The sequence below is a fragment of the Aeromonas sp. YN13HZO-058 genome, assembly GCF_001921245.1.
In the GTDB taxonomy this organism is placed as follows: Bacteria; Pseudomonadota; Gammaproteobacteria; order Enterobacterales; family Aeromonadaceae; genus Aeromonas; species Aeromonas allosaccharophila.
Genome location: NZ_MQSY01000024.1, coordinates 38,354 through 58,094, shown reverse-complemented (window position 1 = coordinate 58,094; position 19,741 = coordinate 38,354). Strand labels below are relative to the sequence as shown.

Annotated in this window: 15 protein-coding genes; 9 read left to right on the top strand and 6 right to left on the bottom strand. The window is 59.8% G+C overall.

Translation table 11 applies throughout. The features are described from left to right. Nucleotides 1-6: 6 nt before the first annotated feature. From pyrG to rlmD, 4 genes are all read right to left on the bottom strand, one after another. The gene (gene pyrG, locus BSP75_RS05425; protein WP_042656787.1) at nucleotides 7-1,644 is read right to left on the bottom strand and encodes a glutamine hydrolyzing CTP synthase; all 1,638 of its coding nucleotides are present in this window, start codon (nucleotides 1,642-1,644) and stop codon (nucleotides 7-9) included. A gap of 141 nt (nucleotides 1,645-1,785) precedes the next feature. Further along, the gene (gene mazG, locus BSP75_RS05420) at nucleotides 1,786-2,583 is read right to left on the bottom strand and encodes a nucleoside triphosphate pyrophosphohydrolase (protein ID WP_075112484.1); all 798 of its coding nucleotides are present in this window, start codon (nucleotides 2,581-2,583) and stop codon (nucleotides 1,786-1,788) included. A gap of 180 nt (nucleotides 2,584-2,763) precedes the next feature. Further along, nucleotides 2,764-4,977: a GTP diphosphokinase gene (gene relA / locus BSP75_RS05415; protein WP_075112483.1), complete on the bottom strand. Its 2,214-nt coding sequence runs from the start codon at nucleotides 4,975-4,977 to the stop codon at nucleotides 2,764-2,766. A gap of 502 nt (nucleotides 4,978-5,479) precedes the next feature. Next, nucleotides 5,480-6,802 (bottom strand): 23S rRNA (uracil(1939)-C(5))-methyltransferase RlmD, encoded by a 1,323-nt coding sequence (gene rlmD / locus BSP75_RS05410; RefSeq protein WP_075112482.1) that lies wholly within the window; start codon nucleotides 6,800-6,802, stop codon nucleotides 5,480-5,482. A gap of 153 nt (nucleotides 6,803-6,955) precedes the next feature. On the opposite strand from rlmD, the gene barA reads away from it, so the two are divergent. The 7 genes from barA to galE all read left to right on the top strand — a co-directional run bounded on the left by barA (nucleotide 6,956) and on the right by galE (nucleotide 15,957). Then, nucleotides 6,956-9,673 carry a two-component sensor histidine kinase BarA gene (gene barA / locus BSP75_RS05405; RefSeq protein WP_075112481.1) on the top strand — a complete coding sequence of 906 codons (2,718 nt, stop codon included), beginning with the start codon at nucleotides 6,956-6,958 and terminating at the stop codon, nucleotides 9,671-9,673. Between the two features lie 89 nt (nucleotides 9,674-9,762). Beyond that, nucleotides 9,763-10,242 carry a DUF1456 family protein gene (locus BSP75_RS05400; RefSeq protein ID WP_042063090.1) on the top strand — a complete coding sequence of 160 codons (480 nt, stop codon included), beginning with the start codon at nucleotides 9,763-9,765 and terminating at the stop codon, nucleotides 10,240-10,242. 34 nt (nucleotides 10,243-10,276) lie between these two features. Further along, nucleotides 10,277-11,164, top strand: a complete 888-nt coding sequence (locus BSP75_RS05395) for an N-acetylmuramoyl-L-alanine amidase (protein ID WP_075112480.1) — start codon at nucleotides 10,277-10,279, stop codon at nucleotides 11,162-11,164. Between the two features lie 155 nt (nucleotides 11,165-11,319). Beyond that, nucleotides 11,320-11,787: a Dps family protein gene (locus BSP75_RS05390; protein ID WP_021229540.1), complete on the top strand. Its 468-nt coding sequence runs from the start codon at nucleotides 11,320-11,322 to the stop codon at nucleotides 11,785-11,787. 288 nt (nucleotides 11,788-12,075) lie between these two features. Next, nucleotides 12,076-13,725 carry a hydroxylamine reductase gene (gene hcp / locus BSP75_RS05385; protein WP_075112479.1) on the top strand — a complete coding sequence of 550 codons (1,650 nt, stop codon included), beginning with the start codon at nucleotides 12,076-12,078 and terminating at the stop codon, nucleotides 13,723-13,725. Between the two features lie 111 nt (nucleotides 13,726-13,836). Then, nucleotides 13,837-14,826 (top strand): hybrid-cluster NAD(P)-dependent oxidoreductase, encoded by a 990-nt coding sequence (locus BSP75_RS05380; protein ID WP_075112478.1) that lies wholly within the window; start codon nucleotides 13,837-13,839, stop codon nucleotides 14,824-14,826. A gap of 117 nt (nucleotides 14,827-14,943) precedes the next feature. After that, entirely contained in the window at nucleotides 14,944-15,957 is a 1,014-nt protein-coding gene (galE, locus tag BSP75_RS05375) for a UDP-glucose 4-epimerase GalE (RefSeq protein ID WP_075112477.1), read from the top strand. A 70-nt stretch (nucleotides 15,958-16,027) separates the two neighbouring features. Here galE and BSP75_RS05370 read toward each other — a convergent pair whose 3' ends face one another. Beyond that, nucleotides 16,028-16,741 carry a phosphatase PAP2 family protein gene (locus tag BSP75_RS05370; protein WP_075112476.1) on the bottom strand — a complete coding sequence of 238 codons (714 nt, stop codon included), beginning with the start codon at nucleotides 16,739-16,741 and terminating at the stop codon, nucleotides 16,028-16,030. Nucleotides 16,742-16,999: 258 nt separating this feature from the next. Here BSP75_RS05370 and mpl point away from each other — a divergent pair, with 258 nt between their 5' ends. Beyond that, nucleotides 17,000-18,370 carry a UDP-N-acetylmuramate:L-alanyl-gamma-D-glutamyl-meso-diaminopimelate ligase gene (mpl, locus tag BSP75_RS05365; protein ID WP_042030470.1) on the top strand — a complete coding sequence of 457 codons (1,371 nt, stop codon included), beginning with the start codon at nucleotides 17,000-17,002 and terminating at the stop codon, nucleotides 18,368-18,370. Next, nucleotides 18,367-18,978, top strand: coding sequence for a flavin prenyltransferase UbiX (locus BSP75_RS05360; RefSeq protein WP_075112475.1), 612 nt, complete (start codon nucleotides 18,367-18,369; stop codon nucleotides 18,976-18,978). Before mpl ends, BSP75_RS05360 begins: the two co-directional genes overlap by 4 nt. A gap of 68 nt (nucleotides 18,979-19,046) precedes the next feature. On the opposite strand, the gene BSP75_RS05355 is transcribed toward BSP75_RS05360, so the two are convergent. After that, on the bottom strand, nucleotides 19,047-19,661 hold the full coding sequence (locus tag BSP75_RS05355; RefSeq protein WP_042063099.1) for a TetR/AcrR family transcriptional regulator: 615 nt from the start codon (nucleotides 19,659-19,661) through the stop codon (nucleotides 19,047-19,049). Nucleotides 19,662-19,741: the final 80 nt, after the last annotated feature.

The window sequence follows — 19,741 nt, the reverse complement described above, 5'->3', positions numbered from 1 at the left end:
TTTAAATTACTTCAAATTACGCTTCTGATACTCGCCTGCCGCCTTCACAAAACCGGCGAACAGAGCGTGGCCATCACGGGGAGTTGAGGTGAACTCCGGGTGGAACTGCGCGGCCACGAACCAGGGGTGATCCGGGATCTCGATGATTTCCACCAACTTCTTGTCGGCGGAGAGACCGGTCACTTTCAGACCTGCCGCTTCAATCTGCGGCAACAGCTTGTTGTTTACTTCGTAACGGTGACGGTGACGCTCGTAAATGGTCGGGCTGCCGTACATCTGACGCACCTTGGAATCTTCGACCAGGTGGCAGAGCTGGGAACCCAGACGCATGGTACCGCCCAGATCAGACTTCTCGGTACGGGTCTCGACGTTGCCTTCTTCATCCACCCACTCGGTGATGAGGCCGACGACCGGATACGCGCAATCTTTCTTGAATTCGGAGGAGTGAGCCCCTGCCATACCCGCGACGTTGCGAGCGAATTCGATCATAGCAACCTGCATGCCGAGGCAGATACCCAGGTAAGGGATCTTGTTCTCGCGCGCATACTGGGCAGCCAGGATTTTGCCTTCCACGCCACGCTCACCGAAGCCACCCGGTACCAGGATCGCATCCAGACCTTCCAGCAGCTCGGAGCCACGGGTCTCGATGTCCTGGGAGTCGATGTACTTGATGTTGACGGAGAGACGAGTTTTCAGACCGCCGTGCTTGAGTGCTTCGTTGACGGACTTGTAGGCATCCGGCAGGGATACGTACTTACCGACCATACCGATGGTCACTTCTGCAGTCGGGTTGGCCTCTTCGAAGACAACCTGTTCCCACTCGGACAGATCGGCTTCTTTGCACTCCAGACCGAAACGCTCGGTGAAGTAGGAGTCCAGATTTTGGGATTTCAGCAGTGCCGGGATCTTGTAGATGGAGTCGACGTCTTTCATGGAGATGACGGCGCGCTCGGGCACGTTGCAGAACAGGGCGATCTTGGCGCGCTCGTTGGCCGGAATGGCACGGTCGGAGCGGCAGATCAGCACATCCGGCTGGATACCGATGGAGAGCAGCTCTTTGACGGAGTGCTGGGTCGGCTTGGTCTTCACTTCACCGGCGGCGGCCAGGTAAGGAACCAGCGTCAGGTGCATGAACATGGCGTTGTTGCGGCCCACTTCGGCAGCCAGCTGACGAATGGCTTCGAGGAACGGCAGGGACTCGATGTCACCCACGGTACCGCCCACTTCGACGATGGCAACCTGATGGCCTTCGGCACCGGCAATCACCCGCTCTTTGATGGCGTTGGTGATGTGCGGGATAACCTGAATGGTGGCGCCCAGATAGTCACCACGACGCTCTTTACGCAGTACGTCGGCGTAGATACGGCCGGTGGTAAAGTTGTTGCGACGGGTCATCTTGGTGCGGATGAAACGCTCGTAGTGGCCCAAATCCAGATCGGTTTCGGCCCCGTCCTCGGTTACGAACACTTCACCATGCTGGGTCGGGCTCATGGTGCCCGGATCCACGTTGATGTACGGGTCCAGTTTCATGATGGTCACATCCAGACCACGGGCTTCCAGAATGGCTGCCAGAGAAGCTGCGGCAATGCCTTTGCCGAGGGATGAAACAACGCCACCAGTAACAAAAATATATTTGGTCGTCATGCTGAACCTGAAAGAAGTTTAGGGAATTTTAAGGGGTGCTTCGGGGATGAAGCAGGACGGGGAAACAGTATACCAAAAACCCCTCTCCCAAACAATGAGCAAAAATCTATCAGGCTCACCGCCCCCCCATCTTGCGCCAAATCAACTTTGCTCGGTTTCCTTGGCCCGATCCCAGGCAGCATCGAGCTTTTCGAGGGTGCAATCGGTCATTTTCAAGCCTTCTGCGGCGATAAACTGCTCAACCTGACGAAAACGACGTTCGAACTTGGTATTGGCGCCCCGCAGTACCTGCTCCGGATCCTTGCCCAGATGACGCACCAGATTGACGGTGGCAAACAGCAGATCGCCGAGCTCATCGCTCACCCGCGCCTCGTCCACATCGGCCATTAGCGCCTCTTCCATCACCTCGTCGATCTCTTCGTGGATCTTGTCCACCACCGGCCCCAGCGTCTTCCAGTCAAAGCCGACGGTGGCGCAGCGTTTCTGAATTTTGGCGGCGCGGGTCAGCGCCGGCAGCGCCTGCGGAATGTCATCCAGCACGCTCTCTTGATCGAGTGCCACGCGCTCTTTGGCTTTTTCCGCCTCCCAGTTCGCTTTTACCGCCTGCTCGTTGGAAAGATCTGCATCGGAAAACACATGGGGATGGCGGCGAATGAGCTTTTCGCTCACCGTGTCGACGATATCGGCGAAATCGAACAGTCCCCGCTCTTTACCCAACTGGGCGTAGAACACCACCTGAAACAGCAAATCCCCCAACTCCCCTTTCAGCCCCTGCCAATCCTCGGTCTCGATGGCATCGGCCACCTCATAGGCCTCTTCCAGGGTGTGCGGCACTATGCTCTGGAAGTCCTGTTTCAGATCCCAGGGACAGCCGTTTTGCGGATCGCGCAGACGAGCCATGATGTCGAGCAGTTGAGAGAGGTCGTAACGTTGAGACATGGGCTACTCACTTTCGGTTCGTTAAATGGGGATAAAGCGACATCACGCCGCGCAGCCGAGCAATCTCATGTCGAGCAGTTGGGAGCGGTAGTAACGTTGAGACATGGGATATTCGCTTGTTGATTCGTTCAAAAAGGGTCGGAAATGCAGACCGGCCACAGGGGCCGGTCGGTTCGATAATTACAGCCGCTTGGCGCTGATCACATCGTTAAGCTGACTGAGCTTGGCCAACGCCCGGTTGAAGGCGTTGATGTTGTAAATCTCCAGCTCCATGTCGATCTCGGCAGTCTGCTCGCGCACATTGGAGCGCGAGCGCACCCCCATCACGTTGATCTTCTCGTTGGCCAGCACGGTAGTGATATCGCGCAGCAGGCCGGAGCGATCGTTGGAGATAATCCGGATGGTGAGGCCGTAGCCGCCGGAGTAGTTCTCCCCCCACACCGCATCGATCAGCCGCTCCGGATTGCGCCGTGACAGCTCCTTGAGCTGCTCGCAATCTTCCCGGTGGATCGAGACGCCACGCCCCATGGTGATGAAGCCCTGAATGGAGTCCCCCGGAATCGGCTGGCAGCAGCGGGCGATATGGGTCATCAGATTGCCGACCCCTTCCACTACTATGTGATCCTTGGGCTTTTGGCGCATCGGCGCGTTGGCCTTCTGCTCCAGTTTCTCCAGCAGGCGACGATCTTCCTCTTCTGCCGTCGGCTTGTTGTAGCAGGTGTCGAGATAGTTGAGCACCTGGTTGATGCGGATATCGCCGCTGCCGATACCGGCCAGCAGATCGTCGGTGCTCTCCAGATTGAAGCGGCGCAGCATGTTGCCCTTGTCGATCTTGGACATGCTGAGGTTGTGGCGATCCAGCTCCTTCTCGAACAGCTCGCGACCGGCCACGATATTCTTGTCCCGATCCAGCTTTCTGAACCAGGTTGCTACCTTGGCCCGCGCCCGGCTGGAGCGCAGGAAACCGGAGTTGGGGTTCATCCAGTCGCGGCTCGGGTTCGGCTCTTTCTGGGTGATCACCTCAACCTGATCGCCGGTCTGCAGCGCGTAGGTAAACGGCACGATGCGGCCGTCAATCTTGGCGCCGATGCAGCGGTGGCCGATCATGCTGTGGACGTGATAGGCAAAATCGAGCGGGGTGGCGCCCGCCGGCAGGTCGATCACATCCCCTTTCGGGGTGAAGACGTAGACCCGGTCCTCGAACACCTGACTGCGCAGATCCTCGAGCAGGGAGCCGCTCTCGGAGAGGTCCTCCTGCCAGGCGAGCAGCTTGCGCAGCCACTCGATCTTGTCTTCGAAGGTGTTGGCCTTGCCGCCAGCCTGCGCGCCTTCCTTGTAACGCCAGTGTGCCGCGACACCGAGTTCGGCATCCTGATGCATCTGGTCGGTACGGATCTGGATCTCGACGGTCTTGCCCTCCGGCCCCACCACTACGGTGTGGATCGACTGATAGCCGTTCGGTTTGGGGTTGGCGACATAGTCGTCAAACTCGCGGGGAATGTGGTGGAACTGGGTATGCACGATACCGAGCGCCGCATAGCAATCCTGCAGCCGCTTGGTCACTACCCGCACCGCGCGCACGTCGAACAACTCGTTGAATTCGAGGTGCTTCTTCTGCATCTTGCGCCAGATGCTGTAGATATGTTTCGGACGGCCATAAACCTCCGCTTCCACCCCGGCCTCTTTCAGGCCATTACGCAGGGATTGCACGAACTCGCGGATGTAGCGCTCGCGGTCGAGCCGCTTCTCGTCGAGCTGCTTGGCGATCTGCTTGTAGGTATCCGGGTGCAGGTAACGGAAGGCGAGATCTTCCAACTCCCACTTGAGCTGGCCGATGCCGAGACGGTTGGCGAGCGGCGCATAGATGTTGGTGATCTCCTGGGCCATCAGCACCCGGGTCTCTTCATCTGCCGTCTTTGCCTCACGCAGGCAGGCGATCCGCTCCGCCAGCTTGATCACCACGGCGCGCACATCCTCGACCATGGCGAGCAGCATGCGGCGCACGTTGTCGACCTGCTCCGGCGAGGTTTCGCTGCGATGAAGGGTTTGCAGGGAGCGGATAGCTTCCATCTCCAGCACCCCTTCCACCAGCTTGGCGATCTTGGAGCCGAAGTCTTCGTCCATCCGCTCCTGGCTGATGAGACCGGCTTCGACGAAGGGGTAGATGATGGCGGCCTTGAGGGTACCGATATCCATGCTGAGCATCTGCAGGATGCCCACCATTTCGATGCCACGCACCAGCAACTTGCTGGTCAGCGCCTCGTCACCGAGCGTCAGACAGTACTGGTAAACGGTTCGCAGCTGATCCTTGTCACTGTCACTCAAGGAGAGCGAGCCGACCCACTCCTCCAGGGTGAAGTTGTCTTTCAAATGAATATCGCGAACCGCAACCATGGTATCAATCCTTTAAATTATCGGGCCGAAAGCTGTCACTTTCTCCCTCTCATGAGATTGCCTCAAATGGGGATATCCAGCGCACTTTTCAAGGCATATTGTCCAGAAAGACAATAGAGCGCGCCAACAGGCCCTGCCGAACGACAAGGGTCTAGATTACCCCAATCACATCTGATCAAACAGCCGGATGACCAATCAGGCATCGCCAAACTGATGAGTCATTTACTCCCGTTCAAACAGTGCCATGGACTCCAGATGACCGCTGCTACGGAACATCTGGATACCCCACAGCCTAGATCCGTTCAAACAGCGCCATGGACTCCAGATGACCGCTGCTATGGAACATCTGGATACCCCACAGCCTAGATCCGTTCAAACAGCGCCATGGACTCCAGATGACCGCTGCTATGGAACATCTGGATACCCCACAGCCTAGATCCGTTCAAACAGCGCCATGGACTCCAGATGACCGCTGCTATGGAACATCTGGATACCCCACAGCCTAGATCCGTTCAAACAGTGCCATGGACTCCAGATGACCGGTGTGAGGGAACATGTCGAGCATGCCGAGGCGTACCAGACGGTAACCCCCTTTCACCAGTACCTGACTGTCCCGCGCCAGGGTGACCGGGTTACAGGAGACGTAGACCACCCGCTTGGGTGAAAGTTTCGCGACGTGCCCCATCACTTCCAGCGCACCGGGGCGAGCCGGATCAAGCAGCACCAGATCAAACCCTTCCCGCGCCCAGGACATGCCAACGATGTCATCGCTCAGGTCGGCCTTGTAGAAACGGGCATTGGTGATGCCGTTGCGACGGGCGTTCTCTTCGGCCCGCTGCACCATGGCCAGTTCACCTTCGACACCCACCACTTCGCGAGCCTGACGGGCCAGCGGCAGGGTGAAGTTGCCGATACCGCAGAAGAGATCGAGCACCTTGTCATCCTTGCTCGCCCCGAGCCATGTCAGCGCCTGCTCAACCATGCTCTGGTTGATGGGGCCGTTGACCTGAATGAAATCACCGGGAGCAAATGCAAGAGACAGGCCATCCAGCGAGTAGGATGGGGAAAATTGTTGCTGCAGCGCTTCGATACGATCATCGGCGGCCTGCAGATAGAGGTCGATCCCCTGGGCTTTTGCAAACTCCACCAGCAGGGCGCGATCCGCCTCATTGGGGCGGCCGGTGTGGCGCAGCAGCATCATGATCCCCTGCTCGGCCTGAATCAGCTCGGCATGGCCCAGCTCGCGCTGGCTCTTGAGGCGATTGAGGCACTCACGCAGTGCAGGGATCAGCGCAGAGAGCGGCTCGGCCAGCACCGGGCAACCGTCAATCTCCACCAGATCGTTGCTGTTGCGGCGACGGAAACCGACCCGGGTGCAGCGACCGTTCTTGTCAAATTTGATGGCCAGACGACAGACCCGACGGTAGGCGCGATCTTCACCGGTCAGTACCGGCTCCAGTGCTGGCGCCTTGATGTTGCCCAACCGTTCGAACAGGCTGACCAGCCCGGCCGCCTTGGCCGCTTGCTGATCGGCAACCGACATGTGCTGGGCACTGCAACCGCCGCACTCGCGGTAGTGGCTGCAGAAGGGGGCGATGCGGTTGGCCGCCGGGGTCACCACCTGTTGCAAGGCGGCGTGACCATACTGTTTTTTCTCTTCGGTAATGCGTGCCTTGACGGTCTCGCCGGGCAGCGCCCCTTCGACGAAGATCGCCTTGCCCTGATGGCGACCGATACCGACGCAGTGGTGATCGAGGGTGTCTATCGTAAATTCAATGCGTTGGAGCTGGGTGGACTTCTTTTGGGGCTTGAAAAACTGGGCCATAAAACTTGGTGCCTATAGGTGGCTATGTCATGATTGTGGAATCTGCTGCCGGGTATTGTCCCACAAGAATAATAGTATGACCAAATACGGCCTGAGAGCCCGTGCATTGCCATCAACCCTATCGCCAACCCTGTTCACTGGTGGCCTGTTCGTATGACCAAATATGGCCTGAGAGCACGCGTTCTCGCCTTCACCATCCTGCCGACCCTGATCATCGGTGGCCTGATGGCCGGTTACTTCACCTTCCACCGCTACCAGCAGCTGGAAAACAACCTCATTGATCAGGGGATCAACATCATCGAACCGCTGGCGATCGCCAGTGAATATGGCATGACCCAGCACAGTCGCGAATCCCTCAAGCGGCTGATTGGCCTGACCCACCGCAAAAACTCCCCCTTCATCAAGTCCATCGCGGTCTTCACCCAGGACAACCAGCTGTTCGTCACCTCGAACTACCACCGGGATTTCACCCGGCTCAGACTGCCCGATGGCGAGCCCATTCCGGATCTGACCAGCGTGACGTTTCAGGGGGACGACATCATTTTGCGCACCCCGATCCAGGCCGAAACCAGCCTCGATGGCTTCCCGCTGCCCAGCGATGTAGAGCCACCGATGATCGGCTACATCTCGATGCAGATGGCGACCGATCGGGCCATGCTGCTGCAGTACCGCGACACCTTCTTTGCGGTGATCATGGTGCTCATTGGGGTCGCCTTCAGTACCCTGTTTGGTTTCCGTCTGGTCAAGAGCGTGACCCAGCCCATCACCAATATGGTGCAGGCGGTGCACAAGATCAGGGAGGGGCGGCTCGATACCCGGGTCAGCGGCGAGCTGACCGGCGAGCTGGATATGCTGAAAAACGGCATCAACGCCATGGCCAAGGCGCTCTCCGAATATCACGAAGAGATGCAGCAGAATATCGATCAGGCCACCTCGGATTTACGCGAAACGCTGGAGCAGATCGAGATCCAGAACGTCGAGCTCGACATGGCCAAGAAACGAGCGCAAGAGGCGGCGCGGGTCAAATCGGAGTTTCTCGCCAACATGTCCCACGAGCTGCGCACACCGCTCAACGGCGTTATCGGTTTTACCCGCCAGTTGCTGAAAACCAGCCTGACCCCGAGCCAGACCGACTACATGCAGACCATCGAGAAGTCGGCGCGCAACCTGCTTGGCATCATCAACGACATCCTCGACTTCTCGAAGCTGGAGGCGGGCAAGCTGCAGCTGGAGCATATCCCGTTCAGCCTGCGTGACACCCTCAACGAGACCATGCACCTGCTCGGCCCCAGCGCCCACGACAAGCAGTTGGAACTCTCCCTGCGGGTGGATGCCGACGTGCCGGACTCCCTCACCGGCGACCCCATGCGGCTGCAGCAGGTGCTGACCAACCTCGCTGGCAACGCCATCAAGTTCACCGAGCAGGGCAACGTGGATGTCCATATCGAGCAGATAGGCAGCGGCACCCACAAGGTAAGACTCAACATCCGGATCCGCGATACCGGTATCGGCATCTCGCAAGAGCAGCAGCGCCAACTGTTCCAGGCCTTCAATCAGGCCGACTCCTCCATCTCCCGCCGTTATGGCGGCACCGGCCTTGGCCTGGTCATTACCCAGAAGCTGGTGCAGCAGATGGGCGGCCAGATCCGCTTCGAGTCGGAGCTGGACAAGGGCTCGATCTTCTCGTTCAGCCTCGATGTGGAGGTCTCGCCCCTGCCCCAGACCGATCAATTGCCGCTGGATCGGATCCGTGGCAAACGGCTCTGGCTGCTGGAGCCGGATCCCTTCGCCCAAGCTTCCCTACTCGCCCTGCTGGCGGAGTGGCAGCTCGACGTGCAGCCACTGACCAGCGATGACCCCTGGCCAGAAATGAGCGAGCAGGAGATGGTGATCATCGGCAGCAGCACCCTGCATACACCGCAGCAGGTGATCGGCCGCCTCGACAGCCTGAGCGGCCAGCAGCAGAACACCATAGTGCTGCTCAGCAGCCACGAGCCGGCGCTCTACGAGGCGATGCTGGCCCACGGCGCCCAGCACTGCCTCTCCAAACCGGTCAATCACCGCAAGCTGCTGCACGCCCTGCTCTCGCCCGAGGCGAGCCGCCAGAAGCTGCCCGCCCAGCCCGCGCCGCGTCAGTTGCAGCCGATCAAGGTGCTGGCGGTGGATGATAACGCAGCCAACCTCAAGCTGATCGCCGCCATGCTCAAGGAGATGGTGAGTCAGGTGGTGGTGTGCAAAAACGGCAAGGAGGCGGTCAAGCAGGCCCAGAGCCAGCCGTTCGACATCATCTTCATGGATATCCAGATGCCGATCATGGATGGCATCAGCGCCACCCAGGCGATCCGCAACCAGTCACTCAACACCACCACCCCGATCGTGGCGGTGACCGCCCACGCCATCCCCGGCGAGCGGGAGCGGCTGATCCGCCAGGGGATGGACGACTATCTGGCCAAGCCCATCGACGAGACCATGCTGGCCCAGCTGATCACCGACTTTGCCTATCGCCGCCACCAGAATGACGGCGCCCAGCAGATCGACTGGGCGCTGGCGGTGCGTCAGGCGGCGGGCAAAGAGGATCTCGCCAAAGAGATGCTGACCATGCTGCTGGCCAGTTTCGACGAGGTCGAGCCGGTGCTGGATAGCGCACTGGCTGGCGAAATTGAAGATAGCGAAGTGCTGGCCCAGCTCCACCGCCTCAACGGTGGCTGTGCCTATTCCGGGGTGCCGGGGCTGCAACGGCTGCTCTCCCAACTTGAGCAACAGCTGCGCGACGGCGTGCCGGTCAGCGAGCTGGAACCCGAGTTGCTGGAGCTGCAAGATGCGCTGGAACTGGTGCGCCAGGAGGCCCCCCGTTATCTCGGTAAGGCTTGATGAGCTTGACCCGAACTGTACCGGCCCCCGCTTTTTCTGACGCGAGAGCCGCCAGATGGTAAAGTTGCGCCGTTTACACAGGAGTCAGCATGACCAACAACGATATTCTGCGCCGTCTGCGCTATGCCCTCACCATCAGCAACGATGAGATGGTCGAGATGTTTGCCAAGGGCAACCTGACGGTCACTCACGCCCAGCTGCACAGCTGGTTGATGAAAGAGGCGGCGGAAGGTGAAGAGCAAGAGGCAGGCTATGTCGCCTGTCCCGACTCGGCCCTGAGCCAGTTCCTCGATGGCTTCATCATCGCGCGCCGTGGCGTGCGGGAAGATGCCCCGGCCCAGGTGATCCCGAACCGGATCAACAACAACATGATCCTGCGCAAGCTGCGCATCGGCCTCAACTACAAGGAAGAGGACATGCTCGGCACGCTCAAGCTCGCCGACTTCAACCTCTCCAAGTCCGAGCTCAGTGCCCTGTTCCGCTCCAAGGATCACAAGCACTATCAGGATTGCGGGGATCAGATCCTGCGCAACTTCCTGATCGGGCTCACTGCCAAGTACCGCAGCTAACCAGCAGCGCGACTGACCGGGCAGGGCCTTCGACATGTGCCAGCGACTCACTCCCCCCACGCTCAGCAGACTGGCTGCGGCAGGGGGATGGCGCTGGCGCTGTCTGCTTCCCCTCTTCTTTCTGCCACCAGTTCTGCTACTGGGCGCCTGCACCCCGTCCGAGTACCAGCTCTCGACCCGCTATCAGAGCGCCAACCAGAACGAGCGGATCGCCTTTCTGATCCTCCACTACACCGACGAAGATGATGCCAACTCCCTGCGCCTGCTGACCGAGCCGGAGCACAAGGTGAGCGCCCACTACCTGATCCCCCGCGATAACCGCGAGACCCCGCTACCGGTCTATCAGCTGGTGCCGGACAGTGCGCGCGCCTGGCATGCAGGGCGCAGCCGCTGGCACCAATATGCCGGACTCAATGCCAGCTCCCTTGGCATCGAGATCGTCAACCTCGGCTATCCAGCGGAAGATGAGTCGTTGGCCCCCGATGCCCGCCGCTGGCAACCCTATACCCCGCAGCAGATTGCCGCCGTCGGCGCCCTCAGTCGGGAGCTGGTCGCCCGCTACCGCATTCCACCGACCCAGGTGCTGGGCCACAGCGATGTCGCCCCCGAGCGCAAGCAGGATCCCGGCCCCCACTTCCCCTGGCGCCAGCTCTATCTGACGTACGGGGTCGGCGCCTGGCCCGATGAAGATCGGGTAGCCGAGCTACTGGCCAGCCCCTTGCCCGACTGGGATGCGGCAATGTGGCAACAACAGCTGGCCCGCTATGGCTACGGCCTACCCCAGACCGGCCAGTGGGATGAGCAGAGCCGCGCCGTCATGCGCGCCTTTCAGCTCCACTTTCGCGCCAGCAAGGTCGATAGCGAAGCGGACCGCGAGTGTCAGGCCATCCTGATGGCGCTGCTCGAAAAATACTTCCCCTAATCCTCATCCATTGTCCCCGCTGCTGCGTACTGTTTGATAGCCGTTAGCTATCAAACAGTTAGGCACAAGCAATTGTCCCTGCATTTTGCAAGGCGTTACTCTGACTGCGTTCCGAAAGAAAATTTCAAACCGATTTCCAAATCTGGAGGTGAATGATGAAAAGCCCGATTGGTCTTGATACTGCTCAATCACAAGCCCTGGCAGCCGAGTTGAACAAATTGCTGGCCAGCTACCAGATCCTCTACATGAACGTGCGCGGCTTCCACTGGAATATCCGTGGCAACCAGTTCTTCGAACTGCACCTGAAATTTGAAGAGATTTACAACGACCTGCTGCTCAAAGTCGATGCGCTGGCCGAGCGGATCCTTACCCTGGACGGGGTGCCGATGCACAGCTTCAGCGACTACCTGAAAGTCTCTGCCATCCCCGAGCAGAAAGGTCTGCACGATGGCCGCGCCTGTGTCGAATCCCTGCTGGAGAGCTTCCGCGAACTGCTGGTCGCCCAGCGCCGCATTTTGGGTCAGGCAGCCGAAGCCGGTGATGAAGGCACCGCCTCCATCCTCTCCGACTATGTGCAGCAGCAGGAAAAACTGGTCTGGATGTTGCGAGCTTATCTGGCCTGATAGTGAACCAAGCCGGCTACAACACACGTATGCTGACTTGAGGAAGTTGCGGGCCGGGGGCACCTGACCAGACTCGGCCCAACCCGCTTGATTGTTATGTTCTGTTGCAAACCTGAGTTGTCTCTCCTTTTATCCACCCGCTTGCCGCCCTGTTTGGGCGGCTTTTTTTATTTTTGATCTGCATCAAGGGAACCTTAATTGGCAAATTGAATGTCTATTAAGTTTTTCACGAGGGGAATAGAATCGCCACAAAACAGACAACTGAAATGTCCAATTAGGAGAGACATGATGTTTTGTGTGCAATGTGAACAGACAATTCGTACCCCGGCAGGCAACGGCTGTGCCTACGCACAAGGTATGTGCGGCAAGACTGCGGAAACCTCGGATCTGCAAGATGTGCTGATCTATACCCTGCAGGGACTCAGCGCCTGGGCGCTGGCCGCCCGCGAGCAGGGCATCATCGACCGCGAGATCGATGCCTTCGTGCCCAAGGCCTTCTTCGCCACCCTCACCAACGTCAACTTCGACTCGAATCGCATCGTGGCGTACGTCAATCAGGCCCTCGCTTATCGCCAGCAGCTGGCCGATCGTCTGGCCGCCATGGCGGTGCAGGTCAACGACTTGCCGCAATCCGCTCACTTCGAGCCCGGCGCCGAGCTGCTGGAACAGCTCGCCCATGCTGCGCCAGCCGCCCCCAATCGGGGCAAGAACGAGGTGAATGAAGACATCATGGGGCTGCGCCTGCTCTGCCTCTACGGCCTCAAGGGCGCGGCCGCCTATATGGAGCACGCTCGGGTGCTGGATCAGCAGAGTGACGAGGTGGCCGCCGAATTCCACCGCATCATGAGCTGGCTCAGCACAGACCCGAGCGAAATGGGTCGGCTGTTCAACTGTGCCATGGAGATCGGTCAGCTCAACTTCAAAATCATGGAGATGCTGGATCTGGGTGAAACCAGCGCCTTCGGCCATCCTGAGCCGACCCAGGTACGCGTCACCCCCATCCCCGGCAAGTGCATCCTGGTCTCCGGCCACGACATGGTGGATCTCAAGCTCATTCTGGAGCAGACCAGGGGGGCCGGCATCCATGTCTACACCCACGGCGAGATGCTGCCCGCACTGGCCTACCCCTTCTTCAAGCAGTACCCCCATCTGGTGGGCAACTACGGCTCCGCCTGGCAGAACCAGCAGAAGGAGTTTGCCAACTTCCCGGGCGCCGTAGTGATGACCTCCAACTGCATCATCGACCCGAACGTGGGCAACTACTCGGATCGTATCTTCACCCGCTCCATCGTCGGCTGGCCGGGTGTGACCCATCTGGAGGGAGATGATTTCTCCGCCGTGATCGCCAAGGCTCTGGCACTCGATGGCTTCAAACACACCGAGCTGGAGCACTTCATCACCATCGGCTTTGCCCGCAACGCCCTGATGCAGGCCGCACCCGCGGTGATTGAGAAGGTAAAAGCCGGGGAGATCAGCCACTTCTTCCTGGTGGGTGGCTGTGACGGCGACAAGGCCGAGCGCGCCTACTTCACCGAGTTTGCCAAGGCGGCGCCGCGCGACAGCCTGCTGCTCACCCTGGGTTGCGGCAAGTACAAGTTCAACAAGCTTGACTTTGGCAACATCGGCGGCATTCCGCGCCTGCTGGACGTGGGCCAGTGCAACGATGCCTACTCTGCCATCCAGCTGGCGCTGGCGCTCTCTGAGGCGTTCGAGTGCGGGGTCAACGATCTGCCGCTGACGCTGGTGCTCTCCTGGTTCGAGCAGAAAGCCATCGTCATTCTGCTCACCCTGCTCTCCCTCGGGGTGAAAGACATTCGTACCGGGCCGACCGCCCCCGCCTTCCTCACCCCGGCCCTGCTCAAGGTGCTGGAGGAGCAGTTTGGCCTGAAAGGGACCACCACGGCCGAGGCTGACTTGGCCGAGATCCTGGCGGCCTGATCGGCACCTCATGTTGTAAGCGTTTGGCGAGCCGCCCAGCTCGCCTTTTTTCTGGCCCCGGCTTTTTCATCAGACGTTTTTCAAACCGTTTCAAACATAAGGAGCCTTGTGATGACCTCTCTCACGCTCACCTGCATTGGCCGCCAGCAGAACACCCACGACGTAGTGAGCTGGCAGCTAGTGCCGCTTTCTGGCAGCCTCCCTCCCGTACTGGCTGGCCAGTGTATCACCCTGCATACCGAGATCGACGGCCAGCCGGAGTGCCGCGCCTACACCCTCTCCTCCAGCCCGCAAGATTCGTGCTGGCAGGTCACCATCAAGGATGTGGGGCTAGTCTCCCGCCATCTGCACCAGACCTTGCAGGTGGGAGACAAGATCCAGGCCGATGGCCCGTTCGGCGAGTTCAACCTGACCAACCTCCCTTGCGAGCGGCCGCTGCTGCTCAGTGCCGGTTCCGGCATCACCCCCATGTGGGCCATGCTGCGGGACGAGCTTGCCAAACGGCCGGACGCCGATATCCGCTTTATCCATAGCGCCCGCTCGCCAGCAGATGTGATCTTTGCCGAGGAGCTGACTGTGCTGGCTGAGGCACATATCGGGCTACGTCATGCATTCGTGCTGGAGCAAGCTCCGGCTGACCACCCCTGGGTTGGCCGACTCACCCCCACCATGCTGGCCGAACTGGCCCCTGACCTGCACGAGCGTCATGTCTATCTCTGCGGCCCAACTCCCTATATGGCGGCTATTAGCACCATGCTGGCGGAGCTGGGATTGCCACCGGAGCAACTGCATCAGGAGTCCTTTGGTCTTCCCACCGCAGAGCCAGCCGCGACCACCAACGACCACTTCTGGCTGACCCTGAAAAAGAGCGGCAAGAAAGTGAAAATTTTGCCGGGCCAGACCCTGCTGGCGGCGCTAGAAATGGCGGGTGAAACCATGATGGCAGCTTGTCGCGCAGGCGTATGTGGTAGTTGCCGGTGCTCTACCGAGGGCAATATCGAGCGCCAAAGCGTGATGACATTGAATGCACAGGATCTGGCGAACGGCGTGGCACTGGCCTGCTCCTGCACCGCGAAAGGGGATATCAGCCTCGATTATTGAGCCGTGGCGAAGGCTTTCTTGAGCAGTAACGAAGGCTTCATTGGAGTTCCAAGCTTTTCCAGAGCAGACAGGACGGGTAGACTCTGCCCCCAGTTTCACCAGAACACGGGATAAAAAATGACAATACTGGTCACAGGGGGCGCCGGCTATATCGGCTCCCACACCCTGGTTGAGCTGCTCGGCGCGGGGCAGCAGGTCGTGGTACTCGACAACCTCTCCAACTCCTCACCTGAGTCACTCAAGCGGGTTGAGCAGATCACCGGCAAACCGGTCACCTTCGTCGAAGGGGATGTGCTGGACAGAGCCTGTCTGCAGCAGCTGTTTGCCGCCCACCAGATCGAGTCAGTGATCCACTTCGCCGGCCTCAAGGCAGTCGGGGAGTCGAGCCAGATCCCGCTCACCTACTACCAGAACAACATCAGCGGCACTCTGGTGCTGTGCGAAGAGATGGCCAGGGCTGGCGTGTTCCGGCTGGTATTCAGCTCCTCGGCTACCGTTTACGGCGATCCGGCCTCGGTACCGCTGCGGGAAGATTTCCCCACCAGCGCCACCAACCCCTACGGTCGCTCCAAGCTGATGGTGGAAGAGATCCTGCGCGACGTGTCAAAGTCCGATCCGCGCTGGGCCATCGTACTGCTGCGTTACTTCAACCCGGTCGGCGCCCACGAGAGCGGCCTGATTGGTGAAGACCCCAACGGCATTCCCAACAACCTGCTGCCTTATATCAGCCAGGTGGGGGTCGGCAAGCTCAAGGAGCTGGGGGTATTTGGTAATGACTACCCGACGCCAGACGGTACCGGCGTGCGCGACTATATCCATGTGGTAGATCTGGCCATCGGTCACCTCAAAGCACTGGCCCGCATCAAGAGTGACACAGGCGTCTTCACCTACAACCTGGGCACCGGTCAGGGCTACTCAGTACTGGAGATGGTCAAGGCGTTCGAGGCCGCCAGCGGCCGCCCCATTCCCTACCAGATCAAACCCCGTCGCCCGGGCGACATCGCCGAGTGCTGGGCCGAACCGACGCTGGCCCGTGCCGAGCTGGGCTGGCAGGCAGAGCACGGTCTGGAGCAGATGATGGTCGATACCTGGCGCTGGCAAAGCAACAACCCGAACGGCTATCAAGGCTGATGATCTAGCGGGTTGATAACAAAACGCCCCGACATTTTCATGTCGGGGCGTTTTATTTTGCGACGCTCAATCAGCGGGTCTGGCAGTGGGTCTGGCTGCGCAGCAACGGCAATGGCGCGAGATAGGGAACGATTCGCGCGATCAGCCGATCCGCCAGCGGGGTCAGCAGTAACCAGGGCAGGCAGAGGGTCGCCAGCCCCAGTGCGCCGACATAGACGTCGGTAAACCAGTGGGCCCCCGCCAGAATGCGCGGCGCGGAAAAGATCGGCACCATCAGCAGCGCACTAACACCGGCCCAGCGCGGCAGATAGCGCAGGGCAAAACCGGCGAAGATCATCAGGAACAGGGCGTGATCCCCCGGGAAGCTATCACCGGAAGAGTCCTTGGTCGGGATCGCACTGAGATGGGTGACTCGCAAGGCGTCGCTCACCATCAGAGTCGGGCTGGGGCGCTCCACCGGCAGTTGATGACCAAGCTGATTGATCGCCAGCGCACTCAGCAGCATCACAATGCCCATCGCCACCAGCTGGCGACGCCCCGCCAGATCCCGGGCGAAGAAACAGCGGGCCAGGATCAGCCCCATGCAGGCCAGTACCGCCAGATCGAACAGCCGGTTATTGGTGATAGCCACCAGATCGGCCCACAACGGCGACTGCCCGAGCCAGCCGTTAACGGTATGAAAAATCGCGAGGTCCCACTGATCCCAAGGACCATGAGCGGGCAACGCAGCCCAACTGATGGCCACCAGACCACCGACCAGATAGCAAAGCAGGAACTTGCCCATGGGGACTCTCCGTTGGAAAAGGGCGATATGGTAAAACTGTAGGGTGCGTCACAAAACCGAAGAATTGTAAGAAAGTGCGACACGAAATCAAGCCTCAAATAAAACCGACCCACCCATTACTGCCTCGCACGCCAGAACAGTGACAAGATTTCTGCCTCCAGTGCCGCATCTTTGGGTCTCTCACCATGAGTGCGGCTTGTGCCACCACCGCAACACCCCCTAGAATGCGCACTTCCCTTTACTGCGAAAGGAAGCGGTATGCATATTCACATTCTCGGGATCTGCGGCACCTTTATGGGTGGTCTGGCGGTGTTGGCAAAACAGCTTGGTTACCGGGTGACCGGTTCGGATGCCAACGTCTATCCCCCCATGAGTACCCAGCTCGAGCAACAGGGCATCGAACTGACCGAAGGCTATGACCCCTCCCAACTCGATCCGGCGCCGGATCTGGTGGTGATCGGCAACGCCATGAGCCGCGGCAACCCCTGTGTTGAATATGTGCTGGACCGCAATCTGCCCTATATCTCCGGCCCCCAGTGGCTGCTGGAGCACGTGCTGCAGGATCGCTGGGTACTGGCCGTTGCCGGCACCCACGGCAAGACCACCACCGCCAGCATGCTGGCATGGGTGCTGGAGTACGCCAAGCTGGAGCCCGGTTTCCTGATCGGCGGCGTGCCGGGCAACTTCCCGGTCTCGGCCCGCTTGGGCTCCGCCCCCTTCTTCGTCATCGAAGCGGACGAGTATGACTGCGCCTTCTTCGACAAGCGCTCCAAGTTCGTCCACTACCACCCGCGCACCTTGGTGATGAACAACCTGGAGTTCGACCACGCGGATATCTTCCCGGATCTCGCCGCCATCCAGCGCCAGTTCCACCACCTGATGCGCACCGTACCGAGCAATGGCCGGGTGCTGTTCCCGCAAGCCGATGACAACCTCACCGCCGTGCGCAAGATGGGCTGCTGGAGCGAAGTGGAGCTGGTCGGTCAGGACGACGCCAAGTGGAAGGCGGTCAAACTGGCCGATGACGGCTCCGCCTTCGAAGTTTGGCTGGATGGCGAAAAACAGGGCGAGGTGCACTGGGAGTGCATCGGCGAACACAACGTCAACAACGGCCTGATGGCCATCGCGGCCGCCCGCCATGCCGGTGTCATGGTGGAGCATGGCATCGCGGCGCTCTGCCAGTTCAAATCCCCCAAGCGGCGGATGGAGCTCAAGGGCGAGGTAGCTGGCATCAGCGTCTATGACGACTTTGCCCACCACCCCACCGCCATCGAGACCACCCTCGGCGGCCTGCGCGCCAAGGTGGGCGAGGCCCGCATTCTGGCGGTGCTGGAGCCACGCTCCAACACCATGAAGCTGGGGGTCCACAAGGAGGAGCTGGCTGGCTGCTTCGATGGCGCCGATGAGGTGTTCTTCTTCCAGCCGCCCAACATCGGCTGGGATCTCGGGGAAGTGACCGCCCATATGACCCGACCCGCCAAGGTGTTCAACGATCTGGAAACCCTGATCAACCGGCTGGTGGCCGAGAGCCGCGATGGCGACCATATTCTGATCATGAGCAACGGCGGCTTCGGCGGCATTCATGACAAGCTGATCGCCCGCCTCAAGGATTACCACGGCGAACTATGAACAAAGCGATCACCCTGGCGCTGACCGGTGCCTCCGGCGCCCCCTACGCCCTGCGCCTGCTCCAGTGTCTGGTGCAGGCGGACTATCGGGTCTACCTGCTCGCCTCCTCGGCGGCCAGAGTAGTACTCAAGACCGAGCAGCAGCAGGAGTGGCCCGGCTCGCCGAAAGAGCTCTCTGCCTATCTCTGCCGCCAATATGGCGCCAAGGAGGGGCAGATCGTGGCTTGCGGCAAGGAGGAGTGGTTCTCGCCGGTGGCTTCCGGCTCGGCGGCACCGAAACAGATGGTGGTCTGCCCCTGCTCCATGGGCACCGTCTCGGCCATTGCCAACGGCACCTCGGACAACCTGCTGGAGCGGGCGGCGGATGTGGTGATCAAGGAGCGCGGCCAGCTGATCCTGGTGCCCCGCGAAACCCCCTTCTCGGCGATCCATCTGGAGAACATGCTGAAACTGGCGCGGCTCGGGGTGACCATCATGCCTGCCGCGCCCGGTTTCTATCATGAGCCGAAAAGTATCGAGGATCTGGTGGACTTTATGGTCGCCCGCATCCTCGATCATCTCGGTGTCGAGCATGAGTTGACCAACCGCTGGGGCTATGGCCACGGCTGAGCTAGCCAGACAAACCGGATAAAAAAAGGCGCCCCTCGATGAGGGGCGCCTTTTTTCGTTAAGCCGTATCAGCAAGCCTGAATAGGTGCCGTCACGTACTTGAACAGGAAATCAGTCACCTCTTCGCGCGCCGGGCGCTTGGGTTGATTGATCATCTGCATCATCACATAGCCAAAACCGGTCAAAGAGCGGGCCAGATCCTGTGCCGACAGCACGCTGGTGATCTCCCCTGCATCCATGGCGGTTTGCAGCTCGCTGGCGATCAGCTCAAGGCACTGATCGAGCAGCCGGGTATAGCGGGGCCATACCTCTTCCCGAACTGATGAACTCCACTCCAGCCAGATACCGGCATAATCCGGTTGATCGTAGGCGGCATCGACAGAGAGGCGTACATGACGCTGGATCTTGTCGAAAATGGAGCCCTGGTCACCGTATGCCTGCGACAGCATCTGGTTCACAAAGCGTTCGATCTCGGCCAGCACCTCATCAACCAACTCCTCGCGGGTGTTGAAATAGTTGAAGACGGTAGCCACAGAGACCTTGGCCTGTTCGGCAATCTCGGCGTGACCGGCACGGCCAATGCCGCGACGGGAGAACACCTCGATGGCACATTCCATCAATTGGGAGCGACGAGCTTCCGGCGACAGCCGGGTACGACGTCTTATTTCTGCGCGTGGTTCCATAGTTTTTATCATCTAATAGTTATTGATTATGGTGTTTATAGTATTTTAACTAATCATGCCTGAGTGCCTGCTAACTCTAT

Coding starts and splice junctions, on each gene's coding strand:
- galE (WP_075112477.1), top strand. CDS start 14,944: ATGACAATACTGGTCACAGGGGGCGCCGGCTATATCGGCTCCCACACC.
- BSP75_RS05390 (WP_021229540.1), top strand. CDS start 11,320: ATGAAAAGCCCGATTGGTCTTGATACTGCTCAATCACAAGCCCTGGCA.
- mpl (WP_042030470.1), top strand. CDS start 17,000: ATGCATATTCACATTCTCGGGATCTGCGGCACCTTTATGGGTGGTCTG.
- barA (WP_075112481.1), top strand. CDS start 6,956: ATGACCAAATATGGCCTGAGAGCACGCGTTCTCGCCTTCACCATCCTG.
- rlmD (WP_075112482.1), bottom strand. CDS start 6,802: ATGGCCCAGTTTTTCAAGCCCCAAAAGAAGTCCACCCAGCTCCAACGC.
- BSP75_RS05380 (WP_075112478.1), top strand. CDS start 13,837: ATGACCTCTCTCACGCTCACCTGCATTGGCCGCCAGCAGAACACCCAC.
- BSP75_RS05355 (WP_042063099.1), bottom strand. CDS start 19,661: ATGGAACCACGCGCAGAAATAAGACGTCGTACCCGGCTGTCGCCGGAA.
- BSP75_RS05370 (WP_075112476.1), bottom strand. CDS start 16,741: ATGGGCAAGTTCCTGCTTTGCTATCTGGTCGGTGGTCTGGTGGCCATC.
- hcp (WP_075112479.1), top strand. CDS start 12,076: ATGTTTTGTGTGCAATGTGAACAGACAATTCGTACCCCGGCAGGCAAC.
- BSP75_RS05360 (WP_075112475.1), top strand. CDS start 18,367: ATGAACAAAGCGATCACCCTGGCGCTGACCGGTGCCTCCGGCGCCCCC.
- BSP75_RS05400 (WP_042063090.1), top strand. CDS start 9,763: ATGACCAACAACGATATTCTGCGCCGTCTGCGCTATGCCCTCACCATC.
- mazG (WP_075112484.1), bottom strand. CDS start 2,583: ATGTCTCAACGTTACGACCTCTCTCAACTGCTCGACATCATGGCTCGT.
- relA (WP_075112483.1), bottom strand. CDS start 4,977: ATGGTTGCGGTTCGCGATATTCATTTGAAAGACAACTTCACCCTGGAG.
- BSP75_RS05395 (WP_075112480.1), top strand. CDS start 10,277: ATGTGCCAGCGACTCACTCCCCCCACGCTCAGCAGACTGGCTGCGGCA.
- pyrG (WP_042656787.1), bottom strand. CDS start 1,644: ATGACGACCAAATATATTTTTGTTACTGGTGGCGTTGTTTCATCCCTC.